Raw genomic sequence first — 15,802 nt, forward strand, 5'->3', positions numbered from 1 at the left:
CATGCACATTCTGTTCGTCGCTGACCCGCTCTCGTCCTTCAAAATTTACAAGGACACCACCTTCGCCATGATGCGCGAAGCGCAAAAGCGCGGCCACCAAGTGCTGGCGTGTGAACCGCAAGACATCGTGTGGCAAAGCGGCCAAAAAGTGACGGCGCGCGTGCAACGTGTGCGTTTGACGGGTGATGCCGCCGATTGGTTTGAGGTGCAAGGCGTGGATGAGCATTGCGCGCTGCACAGCGTCGATGCCATCGTGATGCGCAAAGACCCGCCCTTTGACAGCGAATATTTCTACGCCACCCACTTGCTAGAGCAAGCCGAGCGCGAAGGCGCCAAGGTGTTCAACAAGCCGCGTGCCCTGCGTGACCATCCGGAGAAGTTGGCGATTCTGGAGTTTCAGCGTTTCATCAGCCCCACCTTGGTCACCCGCAGTGCTGACGCCATTCGCGCTTTTCATGCGCAGCATCGAGACATCATTTTGAAGCCACTCGATGGCATGGGCGGCATGGGCATCTTCCGTGTGAAAGACGATGGCTTGAACCTCGGTGCCATCGTCGAAACCCTCAACCGTGACGGTGCGCAAACGGTGATGGTGCAAAAGTTCATCCCCGCGATTGAGCAGGGCGACAAGCGCGTCTTGGTCATTGGCGGTCAAGTGGTGCCTTTTTGCTTGGCGCGTATTCCGCAAGGCGGTGAAGTGCGTGGCAACTTGGCGGCGGGTGGCAAAGGCGTGGCGCAAGCCATCTCGGCGCGCGAGCGTGAAATCGCCGAAGCCTTGGGCCCCGTGTTGGCTGCGCGCGGTTTGCTGTTGGTGGGCCTTGATGTGATTGGCGACTGTTTGACCGAGGTGAACGTCACCAGCCCCACATGTTTTCAAGAGATCTTTGACCAAACCGGTTTCAATGTGGCCGCGATGTTCATCGATGCCTTAGAAGCTGCCGCGGCTTGATGTTTTAAGCTTCGCGCCCTTCGACAAAGACTTTCAACTCCCCGGGCTTGAATGGCGTCCACACCTCATCGGTGGTCAGCGGCGCGGTGACCACCACGGCCACGCGGTCATCGGGTTTGGCATGTTCTGCAAAGTTGATGCGCATGTCCTGATCGCTCAAGGTGGCAGTAGCAAACGGGTATTGACGCTCGATGTACCAGAGGTGGGTGGACGCGTGGGCCCACAGCGCCTGCCCGTTGGAGAGCAAGAAGTTGAACGTGCCGTGCTTTGCCACCTGAGGCACCAACTCGCGCAAGGTCAAGGTGAGCTCTTCGGTCGATGGCACGCTGGCGTGTGATTTGGCCAGCTCTTGCATCAGCCAGCAAAACGCTTCTTCGCTGTCCGTGTGACCCACGGGTTTGAAGTTGCCGTGCAAGTTGGGTTTGTAATTTTCTAAGTTGCCATTGTGGGCGAACACCCAATAACGGCCCCAGAGTTCGCGCACAAAGGGGTGACAGTTCTCCAGCGCCACTACGCCCTGCGTGGCTTTGCGGATGTGCGCAATGACGTTGCGGCTTTTGATGGGGTATTTGCGAATCAGCTCGGCCACGGGCGAGTTGCTGGCGGGCAGATGGTCAATGAAATGACGCAAGCCTCGGTCTTGTTCTGAGCCTTCAAAAAACGCAATGCCCCAGCCGTCGCCGTGGTGGTCGGTGACGCCCGCGCGCTGTGCAAAGCCACTGAAGCTGAACGTGGCGTCTGTTGGGTTGTTGCAGTTGAGGCCGAGCAGTTGGCACATGGTGGGCGGGCTTGGTGAAGAGAAACAGAAGGGGCGAGAAGTTTGGGGTGGACGCAGCCGTGGATTACGGTGTGACCTTGTCATGCTGTGGCACGCGCGGTTCGCGAATTTGCCAAGCCGCAATCAGTGCGAAGGCACACACGGCCGCCAACATCAAAAACACATCGTCAAACGCAGCCAGTCGCGCGGCCGAGGTGGCGGGGTTGCTGAGGGTGTCGCCGTGCACAGCCAAGCGCCATTCCAACAAAATACCGCACAAGCTCACACCCGCCGCGCCGCCCAGCATGCGCAAAAAGTTAATGGCACTCGCGCCCTGAGGAATGAGGTTGGCATGCAGCGAGCGCATGGCGCCCATGTTGAGCGAGGGCAAGATGAAGCCCAGTCCGATGCGCCCCAAAATGGCCAAGGCCACCAAGACCCACAGCGCCGTTTGTAAATTGACCAGCAGCATCAACGCGAACGACAGCGCCAACAGCGTCAGGCCAAAGCTCACGAACAAATGCGTGGGGTGCGTGCTGGCATAGCGGCCCACCACAGCGATGGTTACCGCCAGCAACAAGCCCGATGGCAGCATCAAGGTGCCCACATGGCTGGGCGAGAGCCCCAGTCCCAGTTGCAAATAAACCGGAATCAAATAGGTCGACCCAAACATGGCGATGCCGTAAATAAAGGCGACTAGCGTGCCCATGGTAAATGGGCGATGCTTGAACAGGCTCAAATTCATCAAGGGCAGGCCACCGCGTTGGGCCTGCACGCGCTGCCAAGCAATGAAACTCACGATGCACAACAAAGCCCCAGCGATCAGCCACGCCGAGTTGCCCCACTGGCCGCTGTGCAGCAACACCAAGCCGTTGAGCAGACACAAGGTGCCCACGGTGGCGAGGGTGAGTCCACCCACATCGAGCGTGGGTTTGCCGTGGTTGGCGCTCACGCCACCGGGCGCGGTGATGGGCACGTAGCGTTTGGCCATCCAGAGCGAGGCCAGGCAAAACGGGATGACCATGAAAAACAAGGAGCGCCAGCTCATGAAGTCCACCAAAATGCCGCCAATGCTGGGACCGATGGCAGGCGCCAGCACCACGCCCATGCCAAAGAAGCTGTTGGCGCGGCCTTGTTCGGCGTTGTCAAATGCGCGCAAGATGATGATGGCGGGAATCGGTTGCACCACGCCCGCGGCGAGCCCTTCGCTCACCCGCGCGACCAGCACCCAGTTGTAGTCGGTGGCCAGTCCGCCGCCAATGCCTGCCGTCATCAGCAGCCACATGCAGCCGTAATACGTGGTGCGGTAGCCAAAACGGGCCAGCAGCCAAGGGGTGGTGAGCATGGACACCGTCATGGCCACCATGAAACTGGAGCTCACCCACTGGGCCTGTTCTTGGCCAATGCCAAAGTGCAGGCTCATGCCGGGAATGCCCACGTTCATGATGGTGGACGACATGATGGCCGCCATGGAGCCGATCATCACCGTGGTCAACATCAGCCAGCGGTGGCGCGTGCCGTAGCGGCTTTGGAGGTCTGCGAGAGAGCCAGGTTCGTGCATGCCAGCAAGTGTAGCCACGCTGGCAAGGCACAATTGACAAAAACGATATGCACGCATTTCCTCCCACGCCCCAAGCCGCTCAGCAGCGGTTGGCCCAGGTCAACCCCAGAGACTATGCCCAGACGCGCAATGCGTTGGATGGCGCCGTGACGGGGTTGTCGCCGTATTTAACCCACGGCTTCTTGAGCGTGCCCGAGGTGGCCTTGGCCATGTACAAACAGCACCGTTTGGGGGTGCAACACAAGCTGTTGTTTGAACTGGGCTGGCGCGAGTACTACCAGCATTTACACGCGCACTTGGGGGACGGCATTGCCCAGTCCTTGCATGAAGGGGCGCTGCCCGATGACGCTTACAGCTTGGCGGTGCCCGAGGATGTGCGCTGTGCTTGCACCCATGTGCCGGTGATTGACCAAGCGGTGCGCACGCTGTACGCCACTGGCTATCTGCACAACCATGCCCGCATGTGGTTGGCCAGCTATTTGGTGCACTTTCGCAAAGTGCACTGGCGCGTCGCAGCCGATTGGCTGTACAGCCATTTGCTCGATGGCGACTTGGCCAGCAACTATTTGAGTTGGCAATGGATCGCCGGCACCAGCAGCAGCAAGCCGTATTTGTTTAATGCGGAGAGCTTAGAGAAATTTGCTCCTCCGTCTTGGCACAGCCCGGGCACGGTGTTGGATGCGAGTTACGACGTCATCGAGTTGCTGGCGCACAACCGTGCCACGGTGGCGCATGAGCGTCGCGAGAGTGAGCCTTGCGAAGAGCCCACGGTTTTGTCGCAGCCACCTGAACATTTGGGGTTTACAGCACCTGCCCATCACGCCGTGTTGAACAAAACCGTGTGGTTGGTGCATCCGTGGCATTTGGCAGACCTGCCCGGTGATTTGCCAGACGACGTGGTGTGCGTGGCGGTGGCGTGGTCTGACTTGGCATGGGCTCAGCCCTGGAGCCTTGCACGCTGGCAGTTTGTCGGGGAGCGCATGGTGAGTCTGGCGCCTCATCGTTGGTGCGGCCCTCAGCAAGAAGTGGCTTTGGCCTTGTCGACCGCTGCACAGGTGCATACCGTGGCGCATTTGCGCTTGCCTGAGATGCCGCGCGTCAACTTAATTCAGCGACCCGCACCCCGCTTGTTCAAGCCGCTTGAGAAACCCCAAGACTCATTTTTCAAATGGTGGACGCAAGTCACCAAAAACGTGCGCCACTTGCAGCAGCTGGTGTTGCCGTTTACTCGGTCGGGGCCAAACGAACCGACTCAATGAAGTGTTGGGTTTCGCCAAAGCACTCAGGCAAGCCGCGGTGCTGGGCATATTCCAGCACCACTTTTTGACCGATGTGCGCGTTGATTTGATCGGCAATGGCGGTGTCACGCACGGTGAAGGTGAACTTTTCGGGAATAGTCGGTACGTTGGCCAAGGCGCGCATTTGCTCACCTTCCCATGTCTTGCAAACCCATCCTTTGTAAGACAGCTTTTGCACATAGCCCACGCTCTCGCCCTTGGAGTAGGTGAAGTGATACGCGAACAGCAAGTAGCCGCCCGCCAGCAAGGCCACGATGAGCACCAAGCCCATCAGGGAGCGCAAAGCGATGCGAATCAAATTTCGGGCAAAAGTGGCGGTCATGGTGTTTCTCGAAAGAAGTGAAAAGTATGCCGAATCATAGTGCCGAGTGACCATGAAAAACGGCCCCCGAAGGGGCCGTTTGCGCAAGGTCAAAACGCAGGCAGATTACGCCGCGCCAGCCTTGACCTTCAGACGCCAAGCGTGCAGCAAAGGCTCGGTGTAGCCGCTAGGCTGTTCTTTGCCTTTGAACACCAAGTCGAGTGCGGCTTGGTACGCCGCGCTCTTGCTGAAACGGCCCGCCATCTTTTGGTACAGCGGGTCGCCAGCGTTTTGCTTGTCCACCACGGAGGCCATGCGCTTGAACGTGGCTTTCACTTCCGCGGGTGTCACCACACCGTGCAGCAACCAGTTGGCAATGTGTTGGCTAGAAATACGCAGCGTGGCGCGGTCTTCCATCAGGCCCACGTTGTGGATGTCTGGCACTTTCGAGCAACCCACGCCTTGGTCAATCCAACGCACCACGTAGCCCAAGATGCCTTGCACGTTGTTGTCCAACTCTTGCTGTTTGTCGGCGTCTTTCCACTTGGGCTTGGCCACCACGGGCACTTGCAACAAGTCATCCAAGATGCTGTCGCGCACCTTGTTGTAGTCGACCTTCTCCAACTCTTTTTGCACGTCCACCACTTTGACTTGGTGGTAGTGCATGGCGTGCAACACCGCGGCGGTGGGGCTTGGCACCCAAGCGGTGTTGGCACCGGCTTTGGGATGACCAATTTTTTGCTTCAGCATCTCGGCCATCAAGTCGGGCATGGCCCACATGCCTTTGCCGATTTGCGCTTTGCCGCGCAAGCCGCATGACAAGCCGACCAACACGTTGTTCTTTTCGTAGGCTTGAATCCAAGCGCTGGACTTCATGTCGCCCTTGCGCATCATGGGGCCAGCGTGCATGGCGGTGTGCATTTCGTCGCCGGTGCGGTCGAGGAAGCCGGTGTTGATGAACGCCACGCGGCTGGCCGCGGCGGCGATACACGCTTTCAAGTTCACGCTGGTGCGACGCTCTTCGTCCATGATGCCCAGCTTGACGGTGCTGTCAGCCAAGCCCAATACCTTTTCGACGCGGCCAAACAACTCGGCGGCAAATGCCACTTCGGCAGGGCCGTGCATTTTGGGTTTGACGATGTAGACCGAGCCGGTGCGCGAGTTGCGAATGCCGTCTTTGCCGTGACCTTGCAAGTCGTGCAGCGCGATGGCGGTGGTGATCACCGCATCCATGATGCCTTCTGGGATCTCGTGTGTGGCGCCGTCTTTGCCGGTGTACAAAATGGCAGGGTTGGTCATCAAGTGACCGACGTTGCGCAAGAACAGCAACGAGCGGCCATGCAGCTTGACGGGCTGGCCGTCTTTGCCGGTGTACACGCGGTCAGCGTTCAGGCCACGGGTGAAGGTCTTGCCGTTTTTCTCGACCGACTCGGTCAAGGTGCCTTTGACGATGCCCAACCAGTTGCCGTAGGCCAGCACTTTGTCTTCGGCGTCGACCACGGCCACGGAGTCTTCCAAGTCCAAGATGGTGGACAAGGCGGCTTCCACGATCAAGTCGCTCACACCCGCTGCGTCAGACGCGCCGATGGCGGTGTTGCGGTTGATTTGGATGTCCAGATGCAGGCCGTTGTGTTGCAACAGCACCGAAGAAGGTGCAGCGGCGTTGCCTTGGAAACCGATGAATTGCGCCGCTTTCGCCAGCTTGGTGGTCTTGCCGTTATTCAGGGACACGACCAACTCGCCGCCGACCACGGTGTAGCCGGTCGAGTCAATGTGCGAGCCGCTCTTCAGAGGCGCCGTGCGGTCCAACACGTAGCGTGCGTACTCAATCACTTTGGCGCCGCGCACGGGGTTGTAGCCCTTGCCTTTTTCTGCGCCGTTGGTTTCGGGCAAAGCGTCGGTGCCGTACAGGGCGTCATACAGCGAGCCCCAACGTGCGTTGGCGGCGTTCAAGGCGTAGCGGGCGTTCAACACGGGCACCACCAACTGGGGGCCGGCTTGCAAGGCCAACTCGGCATCCACGTTTTTGGTGGTGGCTTTGACGTTGGCAGGCTGGGGCACGAGGTAGCCAATTTTTTCGAGGAAGGCGCGGTAGGCCTTCATCTTCTTGATCGGGCCGGGGTTCTTGGTGTGCCAAGCATCCATGTCGAGTTGGATGCGATCACGTTCGGCCAACAGGGCGATGTTCTTGGGGGCCAAGTCTTGCACGATGGCGTCAAAGCCGCGCCAGAACTTTTCCTGGCTCACGCCGGTGTCTGGCAACACTTGGGTGTTGATGAAATCTTGCAGTTGGGTGGCCACTTGCAGGCTGTGAATTTGCGTGCGTGGTGTGGTGGTTTGGGTCATGGGTCAACGCTCTCAGGTAGTTTTAAAAATACAGATCTCAAAAACAGAAATTCAAGACGAATCTTAGGTCAAAGCCGCGCCCGTATTGCGTGGCTAAATTTTTCAGATGTCGTGACTTCTAGATGCCTAATCAGCCTTCGGCGACCAGCAGCGTGCCCGTGCGCAGGCCGCGCCAAGTGCCTAAGGTCAAGCCCAAAATCACCAAAGAGGTGATGGCCAACAGGGCGGTGGCGGGCAGCTGAAGCCAAGCGCCTTCGGGGGCGCTGCTCAGGCGCAAGGTCAGGGTGGTGAAGGCGGCCAAGGGAAAGCTCATGCCCCAATGCCCCATGCCAAAGGCTTGCGAGCGCATGGCGTCGAGTTGCGTCAGCGCCCACATCAAAAAGAACACGCCCACGCCCCACAGCGCCCAAACGAAGGGCATGGGAGCATTCAGTTGCAGCATGTCAAGGCCAATGATGGACGGCGGCACCACGGTGATGAACAGCGCAGGGCTCATGCGCGCAGGCATGGGACCCGCTTGCACCAAACGCACGATGAGCAAGGTTTGCAGCACCGGCCACAGCAGCAGACCGATGCCCATTTGGGCGGTGGCCCAAGGCGCAAACCCCATCGTCACGCCACCCAAGGGCGCCAGTACATTGCCGACCACAGGGATGAACAACACGGGGGTGAACGTGGCCCACTGCAAGCCGCCTTCTTCTTTGGGGCGAAGCCAGCGCCCCAGCACCCACACGGTGGCGGCCAGCTCCAACAGCGAGCCGATCAACCACGTGGCGCGCAGCAGGTGGTCGAGCCAAGGGGCCGTGTTCCAAAACAGGGCGGCGCCTAACGTAGACAGCAGCATCATCGAAATCGGCAGTGTGGCCATGAAGGCATGGCGCACGGGGTGCTTCAAGTCGGCTTGGACAGCGGCGTTGTGGACGTTCAGCCGAACGATGCAAGCCAAGCACAGCACGCTGAAAATCAACAGCGCAAATCCGCCAGCGACCAAGCTCAAGCCCAGCGCCATGTCACCCAGCACATCGGTGGCGCGCAGCCAAGCCTGGGCCAACCCGCTCCAGCCCATGACCAACACGAACCAAGCGGGGCCCATGTGCGCCAAACGGGCCGTGGCGTGGTGAACCCATGTGGTCTGCGTGTTGCTGCGATGTGTGGGGGTGTTGGCGTTCATGAGGCGCGATTCTAGGCGTGGCGCTTTGCGCCAGCCCCCGTGGATAATCCACCGCATGGACAAACTCAAAGTCTTCGAGTCCTTCGTGTCGGTGGCCCAAAAGGGCAGCTTGACCGCGGCCGCTGTAGCCGAAGGTGTCGCGCCCGCCATCATGGGGCGTCGTTTGGACAGTTTGGAGGCGCACTTGGGCGTCAAGCTCTTGGTGCGCACCACGCGGCGCATCACGCTCACCCATGAAGGCACCGCTTTTTTAGAAGACTGCCAACGCTTGCTGGCCGATGTCGCCAACGCCGAGGCCAGCGTCAGCGCGGGTGGCTTGAAAGCCAGTGGCCATTTGCGCATCACGGCCCCTGCGGGCTTTGGGCGTCGCCATGTGGCGCCCTTGGTGCCCAAGTTTCACACCCTGCACCCCGACGTGACGGTGTCGCTCAACCTCAGCGACCGCGTGGTCGATTTGGCCGCCGAAGGGTTTGATTGCGCCGTGCGTGTGGGCGATTTGCCCGATTCCTCGCTGGTCAGTGTGCGCATGGCCGACAACCGCCGCCTGTGCGTGGCCACGCCTGAATTTTTGAAACGCTACGGCACGCCCCAAACCCCGCATGACTTGATGCGCTTGCGTTGTCTCACGCTCTCCAGCGATGCGTCGCAAACCCGTGGCTGGGCCTTTCGTGTGCCCGTTCCCGCCAAAGCCAGCGAGGCAGCGGGTCATGAGGTGATTCACTTGCGCCCCAGCGGCCCGATGGATTGCTCCGATGGCCAAGTGCTGCACGACTGGTGCATGGCAGGTTACGGCATCGCTTGGCGCAGCACTTGGGAGGTGGAGGCTGAGGTGAGCAGCGGCCAGTTGGTGACGGTGTTGGATGACTTTGCCGCGCCGCCCAACGGCATTTACGCCATTTTTTCGCAGCGCAAGCACCTGCCGCTGCGTCTGCGTTTGTGGATCGATTTTCTCAAGGACCACTACGGCCAAGCCGCGTACTGGAGCGCTGCCGCATGAGCATCGCGTCCATCCGAGACGTGGTGCTGTGCGCCGACGACTACGCGGTCAACGCGCCCACCTCACAAGGCATCGTTGCCTTGGTGGTGCTGGGCCGTTTGAGCGCCACCAGCGTGATGACGCGCTCGCCCCGTTGGTCCGAAGATGCCCCTGCCTTGCGCGATTTGCGCGGTCGTTTGGATGTGGGCTTGCATTTGGATTGGACCAGCACCTTTGCCCAAAGCGCCGGTTTTGGCGGGAGTTTGAGTGCGGTGATGCGCCGTGCTGCGCTGCGCCGCTTCGATGTCTCCGCCTTGCGCGATGAGATAGAGCGCCAACTCGACGCCTTTGAACAACATTGGCACGCCGCGCCAGACCATGTCGATGGCCACCAGCATGTGCACCAATTTAAGGGTTTGCGTGATGCGCTGACCGAGGTGCTGATGCGCCGTTACGGCAGCGCTGCGCCGCGTCCGTGGTTGCGTATTTCTAACGTGGCACAAGCGGGGTTCAAAGCACGCGTGATTTCTACGATGGGTTCGAAAACTTTACAAGCTTGGGCGGATGACCACCACTGGCCGACGGTTGGCCCTTTGTCGGGGGCCTACGCGTTTGACGGCAGCGTGGCCGACTATGCAAAACGCATGCAAGGTTGGCTGGCTGATTTGCCCAAGGCCTCGGCAAGCCCCGCGCTCATCATGTGTCACCCCGCCGCTTCGGCCCAAGCGGATGACGACATTGGCCCCGCCCGCGCCCGTGAATTTGCCTATTTGGCCAGCCACGACTTTGTCCAAGATTTGCGCGATGCTGGCGTTCGCTTGGTCCGAGGCAGTGGTTTGCCTATGGCCTCGGTTTAACCGCGCACCTTCGCTGCGCCTCACCTGCGTTTTCACATGACCTCTTCTTCTTTTTTCTCCGCACGCGGTCGCACTTGGGCCCTGTGCGTGCTGCCGCTGTTGTTGCTGGTCTTGGCCGCTTTGCGTCCTTTGGCCTTGCCCGATGAGGGGCGCTACGCAGAGGTGGGCCGATGGATGGTGATGAGCGGTGACTGGCTCACGCCGCGCTTGGACGGCATTCCTTTCTTTCACAAACCCCCTTTGCTTTACTGGCTCGAAGCCGGTGCCATGGCGGTGCTGGGCGTCACGCCTTGGGCGGCGCGTTGTGTGGTGGCTTTGCATGCCATGCTGATGGCTGGCTTGTTGTGGGCGTGCGCGCGCCACATCGCAGGCGTGACCGTGGCCAACCGCGCGGCTTGGATGTTGGGCAGCAGCTTGGCGTTTTTGATAGGCGGCCAATACGTGAACCACGACACGATGGTCGCGACGTGGATGGGCGTGGGCATTTGGTGTTTTGCCCGGGCGTTGATGCACGCGGATGGCGTGCATGCGGGTTGGGCACGCGCGGGCTTCATCGCCTGCGCGTTGGGTGTCTTGAGCAAAGGCTTGATTGGTTTGCTGTTGCCCGGTTTGGTGTTGTGCCTTTGGGTGACGTGGACGCGGCAATGGCGCAAGGTGTGGACCTTGCCTTGGTTCAGCGGCATGCTGTTGTTTGCGGCCGTGGCGTTGCCGTGGTTTGTGCTGGCGGCGCGCGAGCATCCCGATATGTTGGCTTATATGTTTGGCAAGCATCAGTTCGGTCGCTACACCGCCACCACCTTTAACAACGCCAGACCTTGGTGGTTTTACGGGCTTGCCGTCGTGGTGTTGATGTTCCCGTGGGTGTTCTTGGTGGTCGCCAGTGCTGGACGCAGTTTGCGCGAGCGCCTGACTGCGTTGAACGGTCAAGGCCGCATGCCGCCTTCTTCAACAACGCCTTCGGCAAATACGTCACATGAACAACTGCGCGTAGACGTTGGCGTGAGCGTGGACCCGCGTTGGACCGCGCTGTGCTGGATTTGGCTGATCGCCATTTTGGGATTTCTCTCCATCCCCAACTCCAAACTCATTGGCTACGCCTTGCCCGTCATGCCCCCGCTGGCGCTGCTCGCGGCGCTCTGGTGGCAGCGTCATGTGGCACCGCGTGCTTGGGGTGATCGGGTGTTTGCTGTCGTCGTGGGGCTCAATGTGGCGCTGGCGGTGGGTGCGCAAGTGGCGGCGGAGCGCTACACCCAAAAACACAGCAGCTTGGATGTGGCCGAGGTCCTCGCTTGTCAAGCCCGCGCCTCAGACGTGGTGGCTGCCGTGGACGAGTACCCCTACGATTTGCCGTTCTACGCGCAAGTCATGCAACCGCTGGAGGTGATTCAAGACTGGGACACCTTGCGTCAAACCGCGGGCGACAACTGGCGCCGTGAGCTGTTTGAAGGCGCCGACTTTGATGCACAAGCCGCCCGCAGCTTGGTGCCCTTGTCGCGTTTAGACAGCTTGAAGCACACACCACACGCATGGGTGGTGGCACCCAACACCTCGACCACGCTCAACATGGCGCAACACGCTGGGTTTGAGTTGGTGTTGGCAGGCCGCGCTTGGAGCCTGTACCAATCCAGTGCGGCCGCCTCAGGTGCGACGGCGGCAACTGCGTCGGCGTCAAGCGCGTCGGCGAAAAGCCCAGAAGCGGCTGAGCAAAAAGGTCTGCGCGGATGCAAAGACCAGGGCAAAAAATAAGGCCAGCCAGTCTGGCAAATTCAAGCCGCGCAGCAGCACCACAAACATGAGTTCGTTGGCGACAAAGCCCGCAAGGGCGGTCGCTGCAAATCGGCGCAAGCTTTGCCAAAAGCTGGTGCCTGCGTCTTGAAAACTCAAGCGACGGTGACCCGCAAAACTCACCACAAACGCCACGCAAAACCCAGCGGCATTGGCCAACTCGGGCCACAGATGGGCTTTGGTCAGCTCAAACACGCCCATGTGGGTGGCGGCTGCCGCACTGCCCACCACCAAAAACCAAAAACCACTGTGCATCGTTTTAGATCGGGTGTTCGTTGTCGAATTGAGCCATCGAAGGCGCTGGCGCCTTGACGGGGGCCAAAGCCAAGCCTGAGCCCCAGTGGTGACTCACCAAATACATGGGTCGTTGCTTCACCTCTTCGTAAATGCGCCCCACGTACTCGGCCAAGATGCCGATGGACAGCAGTTGAATGCCACTGAAAAACATCATGCCCACCACCAGCGTGGCATAGCCTGGCACATCAATGCCCCACATGAAATATTCGGCCACCACCCAAGCGCCGTAGCCCAAGGCGACGGTGGCGAGCAGCAAGCCGACCAATGTCAAGGCGCGCAGTGGGGCAATGGAGAACGCCAAAACGCCTGTCAAGGCCAAGGCAAATGAGCCACGCAAACCAAAGCTGCTCTCGCCCGCGGCACGGGGCAGTGGCTCGTAGTCAATGGCGGTGCTGGCAAAGCCGACCCAAGCGTACAAGCCCTTCATGAACCGGTTGCGCTCGGGCAGCGATTTGAGGGCGTCCACCACCCGGCGGTCCATCAAACGGAAGTCGCCCGCGTGCGCAGGAATTTTCACGCGGTTGCCCATGTTGATGAGCTTGTAAAACATGCCTGTCAGCCCCGCGTGCAAGGCCGATTGGTCATCGCGCGTGCGGCGAATGGCGTACACCACGTCCGAGCCCTCGCGCCAGCGCTTGAGCATGTCGGCCACCAGCGACACGGGATGCTGGCCGTCGGAGTCCATCAGCACCACCACCTCGCCGCGCGCCGCGTCGATGCCGGCGGTCAGCGCGGCTTCTTTGCCAAAGTTGCGCGACAGGTTGATGCCCACCACTTCGCGGTGCGCTTCGCACAAGGCTTGCATGACCTGCGCCGTGTCGTCACGGCTGCCGTCGTTGATGAGCACGATTTCCACTTGTGAGCCCAGCGCCTGCAAGGCTTGCAGCACCTGCGGCACCACGGTGCCCAAGTTTTGTCCCTCGTTGTAAGCGGGCATGACGCACGACAGGGTGGGGGTGTATTGGAAACGGTCGGGTTGGGGGAGTGTGTGGGCGTCGCGCATATAGGGGTAGATCATGCCAAAAAATAAGGCGTGCCCCGTGAAAGTGAGGGCCGCCCCGTAAAATCTCGCCATGCTCCAAGTTAAACAAGAATTGCTGGCCGCTCTGAGCCAAGCCCTCGACGGTTTGTTGCCCGGTTCCGGCAACAAGGCTGCTTTTGAATCGCCCAAGGTCGCCGCGCATGGCGACTTTGCTGTGACAGCTGCGATGCAGTTGGCCAAACCCCTCAAGCTCAACCCCCGTCAGCTCGGCGAACAGCTGCGCGACGCGCTGTTGGCCGCGCCCGTGTACCAACAGTGGGTGCAAGACATCGAGATTGCAGGCCCCGGCTTTATCAACATCCGTTTGAAGCCCGCCGCCAAACAGCAAATCGTGCGCGAGGTGTTGGTGGCCAAAGAACAATTTGGCTTTCAAGCCGACAACGGCCAACGTGTGTTGGTCGAGTTTGTGTCTGCCAACCCCACCGGCCCGTTGCACGTGGGCCACGGCCGTCAAGCCGCGCTGGGCGATGCGATTTGTAATTTGTTTGCCACGCAAGGTTTCAACGTTTACCGCGAGTTTTATTACAACGACGCGGGCGTGCAAATCAACACCTTGGCCAAGAGCACGCACTTCCGCGCCCAAGGCATCAAGCCCGGCGACGCCAGCTGGCCGGTGGACCCTGAGAACCCAGAGAGCAAAGCGTTTTACAACGGCGACTACATCCAAGACATTGCCACCGATTTCTTGGCTGGCAAAACCGTCAAGTCCGATGACCGCGAATTCACCGCCAGCGGCGATGTGAACGACGTGGACGGCATGCGCGAATTCGCCGTGGCCTACCTGCGCCACGAGCAAGACCTCGACTTGAAAGCGTTTGACGTCAAGTTCGACAATTACTACTTGGAAAGCAGCCTCTACACCAGCGGCAAGGTAGCCGATGCGGTGAGCCGCTTGCAAGCTGCTGGTAAAACTTACGAGCAAGACGGCGCCTTGTGGCTCAAGTCCACCGACTACGGCGACGACAAAGACCGTGTGATGAAAAAGACAGACGGCACGTACACCTACTTTGTGCCGGACGTGGCGTACCACATCACCAAGTGGGAGCGTGGCTTCACCAAGGTGGTCAACATCCAAGGCACCGACCACCACGGCACCATTGCCCGCGTGCGCGCTGGTTTGCAAGCCGCCAATGTGGGCATTCCTGAGGGCTACCCCGACTACGTGTTGCACACCATGGTGCGCGTGATGCGCGGCGGCGAAGAAGTGAAGATTTCTAAGCGTGCGGGCAGCTACGTGACCCTGCGCGACCTGATCGAGTGGACCAGCAAAGACGCGGTGCGTTTCTTCTTGCTGAGCCGCAAGCCCGACACCGAGTACACCTTCGACGTGGACTTGGCCGTGCAAAAGAACAACGACAACCCCGTGTACTACGTGCAATACGCCCACGCCCGCATTTGCTCGGTGCTGCGTGCCTGGGCCGACAAAGACGGCGGCGATGTCGCCTCTTTGCAAGGGGTGGATTTGTCAGCGTTGGAAAGCCCGCAAGCCCAAGCCCTCATGCTGCAACTGGCTAAGTACCCCGCCATGCTCAGTGCAGCATCGGCCGACTTTGCGCCGCATGACGTGACCTTCTACTTGCGCGACCTCGCGGCCAGCTACCACAGCTACTACGATGCCGAGCGCATCTTGGTGGATGATGAAGCCGTGAAAAAAGCGCGCTTGGCGCTGGTGGCTGCCACCGCGCAGGTGCTGCACAATGGCTTGGCGGTGTTGGGTGTGTCTGCGCCTGCCAGCATGTAACCCCGTCTTCGGAGACCTATTTCAATGTTGAATCAACAACGCGGCGGAACCTTGGTGGGTTTCATCATGGGCCTGGTGGTGGGCATGACGGTGGCCTTGGGCGTGGCCGTTTACGTCACCAAGGTACCCATGCCTTTCATGAACAAGGGCATGACCCGCTCGGCAGAGCAAGACGCGGCCGAAGAAAAGAAAAACAAAGATTGGGACCCCAACGCCCCGCTCTACGGCAAGAACCCCGCCAAATCGACAGACAAAGCTGACGCCGCGCCAGAGGCCCCTAAGCCCGAGGTCAAAGCCGACGTGAAGCCGGTGGCCAAACCTGTGGAGCCCAAGCCTGACCCCGCCGTCAAGATCGACCCCAAAAGCGCCGACCCCTTGGGCGATTTGGCCAAAGCCAAAGCTGATTTGAAGCCCGCCGAGCCCAAGGCTGTGGATGCCAACAAGCCCGCTCCGATGCCCATGGCCGCGGACCCGTTCATTTATTTTGTGCAAGCCGGTGCTTACCGCACGCCCGAAGAGGCCGACGCGCAACGCGCCAAAATGGGCTTGTTGGGTCTGGACGCCAAGGTCAGCGAACGCGACCAAGGCGGCCGCACCGTGTACCGCGTTCGCGTCGGGCCTTTGGACAAAACCGAAGCTGAACGCGTGCGCGCCAAGCTCGAAGCTGCGCATCTCGACTCCGCGATGGTGCGGGTGCAACGTTAAATTTTCTTTCTAGGGT

General features: G+C 60.1%; 14 protein-coding genes. 7 read left to right on the forward strand and 7 right to left on the reverse strand.

All coding sequences use genetic code 11. The features are described from left to right. Position 1 precedes the first annotated feature (1 nt). Complete coding sequence (gene gshB / locus C5F52_RS09575; RefSeq protein ID WP_104798115.1) at positions 2–949, forward strand: glutathione synthase; 948 nt, start codon at positions 2–4, stop codon at positions 947–949. Positions 950–953: 4 nt separating this feature from the next. Here the strand turns inward: gshB and C5F52_RS09580 are convergent, their stop codons facing one another. Then, positions 954–1,727 carry a class II glutamine amidotransferase gene (locus tag C5F52_RS09580; RefSeq protein WP_104798116.1) on the reverse strand — a complete coding sequence of 258 codons (774 nt, stop codon included), beginning with the start codon at positions 1,725–1,727 and terminating at the stop codon, positions 954–956. Positions 1,728–1,791: 64 nt separating this feature from the next. Then, entirely contained in the window at positions 1,792–3,267 is a 1,476-nt protein-coding gene (locus tag C5F52_RS09585; protein ID WP_104798117.1) for an MFS transporter, read from the reverse strand. A 47-nt stretch (positions 3,268–3,314) separates the two neighbouring features. Between C5F52_RS09585 and C5F52_RS09590 the strand changes: the two genes are divergently transcribed. After that, complete coding sequence (locus tag C5F52_RS09590) at positions 3,315–4,526, forward strand: FAD-binding domain-containing protein (protein ID WP_104798118.1); 1,212 nt, start codon at positions 3,315–3,317, stop codon at positions 4,524–4,526. On the opposite strand, the gene C5F52_RS09595 is transcribed toward C5F52_RS09590, so the two are convergent. The 3 genes from C5F52_RS09595 to C5F52_RS09605 form a co-directional block, all read right to left on the reverse strand. Beyond that, complete coding sequence (locus C5F52_RS09595) at positions 4,492–4,887, reverse strand: hypothetical protein (protein WP_104798119.1); 396 nt, start codon at positions 4,885–4,887, stop codon at positions 4,492–4,494. The genes C5F52_RS09590 and C5F52_RS09595 overlap by 35 nt on opposite strands. Positions 4,888–4,992: 105 nt before the next feature. Then, complete coding sequence (locus C5F52_RS09600; protein ID WP_104798120.1) at positions 4,993–7,212, reverse strand: malate synthase G; 2,220 nt, start codon at positions 7,210–7,212, stop codon at positions 4,993–4,995. A 130-nt stretch (positions 7,213–7,342) separates the two neighbouring features. After that, positions 7,343–8,383 (reverse strand): SLAC1 anion channel family protein, encoded by a 1,041-nt coding sequence (locus tag C5F52_RS09605; RefSeq protein ID WP_104798191.1) that lies wholly within the window; start codon positions 8,381–8,383, stop codon positions 7,343–7,345. Positions 8,384–8,438: 55 nt separating this feature from the next. Here C5F52_RS09605 and C5F52_RS09610 point away from each other — a divergent pair, with 55 nt between their 5' ends. The 3 genes from C5F52_RS09610 to C5F52_RS09620 are packed head-to-tail and all read left to right on the forward strand — an operon-like array spanning position 8,439 to position 11,962. Next, positions 8,439–9,380 carry a LysR family transcriptional regulator gene (locus C5F52_RS09610; RefSeq protein WP_104798121.1) on the forward strand — a complete coding sequence of 314 codons (942 nt, stop codon included), beginning with the start codon at positions 8,439–8,441 and terminating at the stop codon, positions 9,378–9,380. Beyond that, the gene (locus tag C5F52_RS09615; protein WP_236657800.1) at positions 9,377–10,216 is read left to right on the forward strand and encodes a ChbG/HpnK family deacetylase; all 840 of its coding nucleotides are present in this window, start codon (positions 9,377–9,379) and stop codon (positions 10,214–10,216) included. The genes C5F52_RS09610 and C5F52_RS09615 overlap by 4 nt, the downstream gene beginning before the upstream one ends. Positions 10,217–10,252: 36 nt before the next feature. Beyond that, a complete protein-coding gene (locus C5F52_RS09620) occupies positions 10,253–11,962 on the forward strand; it encodes a glycosyltransferase family 39 protein (RefSeq protein ID WP_104798122.1) in 1,710 nt (569 codons plus the stop codon). Here C5F52_RS09620 and C5F52_RS09625 read toward each other — a convergent pair. Both C5F52_RS09625 and C5F52_RS09630 read right to left on the reverse strand, forming a co-directional pair. Next, positions 11,885–12,256: a GtrA family protein gene (locus C5F52_RS09625; protein ID WP_104798123.1), complete on the reverse strand. Its 372-nt coding sequence runs from the start codon at positions 12,254–12,256 to the stop codon at positions 11,885–11,887. The genes C5F52_RS09620 and C5F52_RS09625 overlap by 78 nt on opposite strands. A gap of 4 nt (positions 12,257–12,260) precedes the next feature. After that, entirely contained in the window at positions 12,261–13,316 is a 1,056-nt protein-coding gene (locus C5F52_RS09630; RefSeq protein ID WP_236657801.1) for a glycosyltransferase family 2 protein, read from the reverse strand. 55 nt (positions 13,317–13,371) lie between these two features. Between C5F52_RS09630 and argS the strand changes: the two genes are divergently transcribed. Both argS and C5F52_RS09640 read left to right on the forward strand, forming a co-directional pair. Then, positions 13,372–15,081 carry an arginine--tRNA ligase gene (gene argS, locus C5F52_RS09635; protein WP_104798125.1) on the forward strand — a complete coding sequence of 570 codons (1,710 nt, stop codon included), beginning with the start codon at positions 13,372–13,374 and terminating at the stop codon, positions 15,079–15,081. Positions 15,082–15,105: 24 nt separating this feature from the next. After that, complete coding sequence (locus tag C5F52_RS09640; protein ID WP_104798126.1) at positions 15,106–15,786, forward strand: SPOR domain-containing protein; 681 nt, start codon at positions 15,106–15,108, stop codon at positions 15,784–15,786. Positions 15,787–15,802 lie beyond the last annotated feature (16 nt).

The organism is Limnohabitans sp. TS-CS-82 (genome assembly GCF_002943475.1).

What these genes read in the sequence shown, in the direction of transcription:
- C5F52_RS09580 (WP_104798116.1), bottom strand. Translation starts at nt 1,727, where the DNA reads ATGTGCCAACTGCTCGGCCTCAACTGCAACAACCCAACAGACGCCACG.
- argS (WP_104798125.1), top strand. Translation starts at nt 13,372, where the DNA reads ATGCTCCAAGTTAAACAAGAATTGCTGGCCGCTCTGAGCCAAGCCCTC.
- C5F52_RS09585 (WP_104798117.1), bottom strand. Translation starts at nt 3,267, where the DNA reads ATGCACGAACCTGGCTCTCTCGCAGACCTCCAAAGCCGCTACGGCACG.
- C5F52_RS09595 (WP_104798119.1), bottom strand. Translation starts at nt 4,887, where the DNA reads ATGACCGCCACTTTTGCCCGAAATTTGATTCGCATCGCTTTGCGCTCC.
- C5F52_RS09615 (WP_236657800.1), top strand. Translation starts at nt 9,377, where the DNA reads ATGAGCATCGCGTCCATCCGAGACGTGGTGCTGTGCGCCGACGACTAC.
- gshB (WP_104798115.1), top strand. Translation starts at nt 2, where the DNA reads ATGCACATTCTGTTCGTCGCTGACCCGCTCTCGTCCTTCAAAATTTAC.
- C5F52_RS09610 (WP_104798121.1), top strand. Translation starts at nt 8,439, where the DNA reads ATGGACAAACTCAAAGTCTTCGAGTCCTTCGTGTCGGTGGCCCAAAAG.
- C5F52_RS09625 (WP_104798123.1), bottom strand. Translation starts at nt 12,256, where the DNA reads ATGCACAGTGGTTTTTGGTTTTTGGTGGTGGGCAGTGCGGCAGCCGCC.
- C5F52_RS09630 (WP_236657801.1), bottom strand. Translation starts at nt 13,316, where the DNA reads ATGATCTACCCCTATATGCGCGACGCCCACACACTCCCCCAACCCGAC.
- C5F52_RS09600 (WP_104798120.1), bottom strand. Translation starts at nt 7,212, where the DNA reads ATGACCCAAACCACCACACCACGCACGCAAATTCACAGCCTGCAAGTG.
- C5F52_RS09640 (WP_104798126.1), top strand. Translation starts at nt 15,106, where the DNA reads ATGTTGAATCAACAACGCGGCGGAACCTTGGTGGGTTTCATCATGGGC.
- C5F52_RS09590 (WP_104798118.1), top strand. Translation starts at nt 3,315, where the DNA reads ATGCACGCATTTCCTCCCACGCCCCAAGCCGCTCAGCAGCGGTTGGCC.
- C5F52_RS09605 (WP_104798191.1), bottom strand. Translation starts at nt 8,383, where the DNA reads ATGAACGCCAACACCCCCACACATCGCAGCAACACGCAGACCACATGG.
- C5F52_RS09620 (WP_104798122.1), top strand. Translation starts at nt 10,253, where the DNA reads ATGACCTCTTCTTCTTTTTTCTCCGCACGCGGTCGCACTTGGGCCCTG.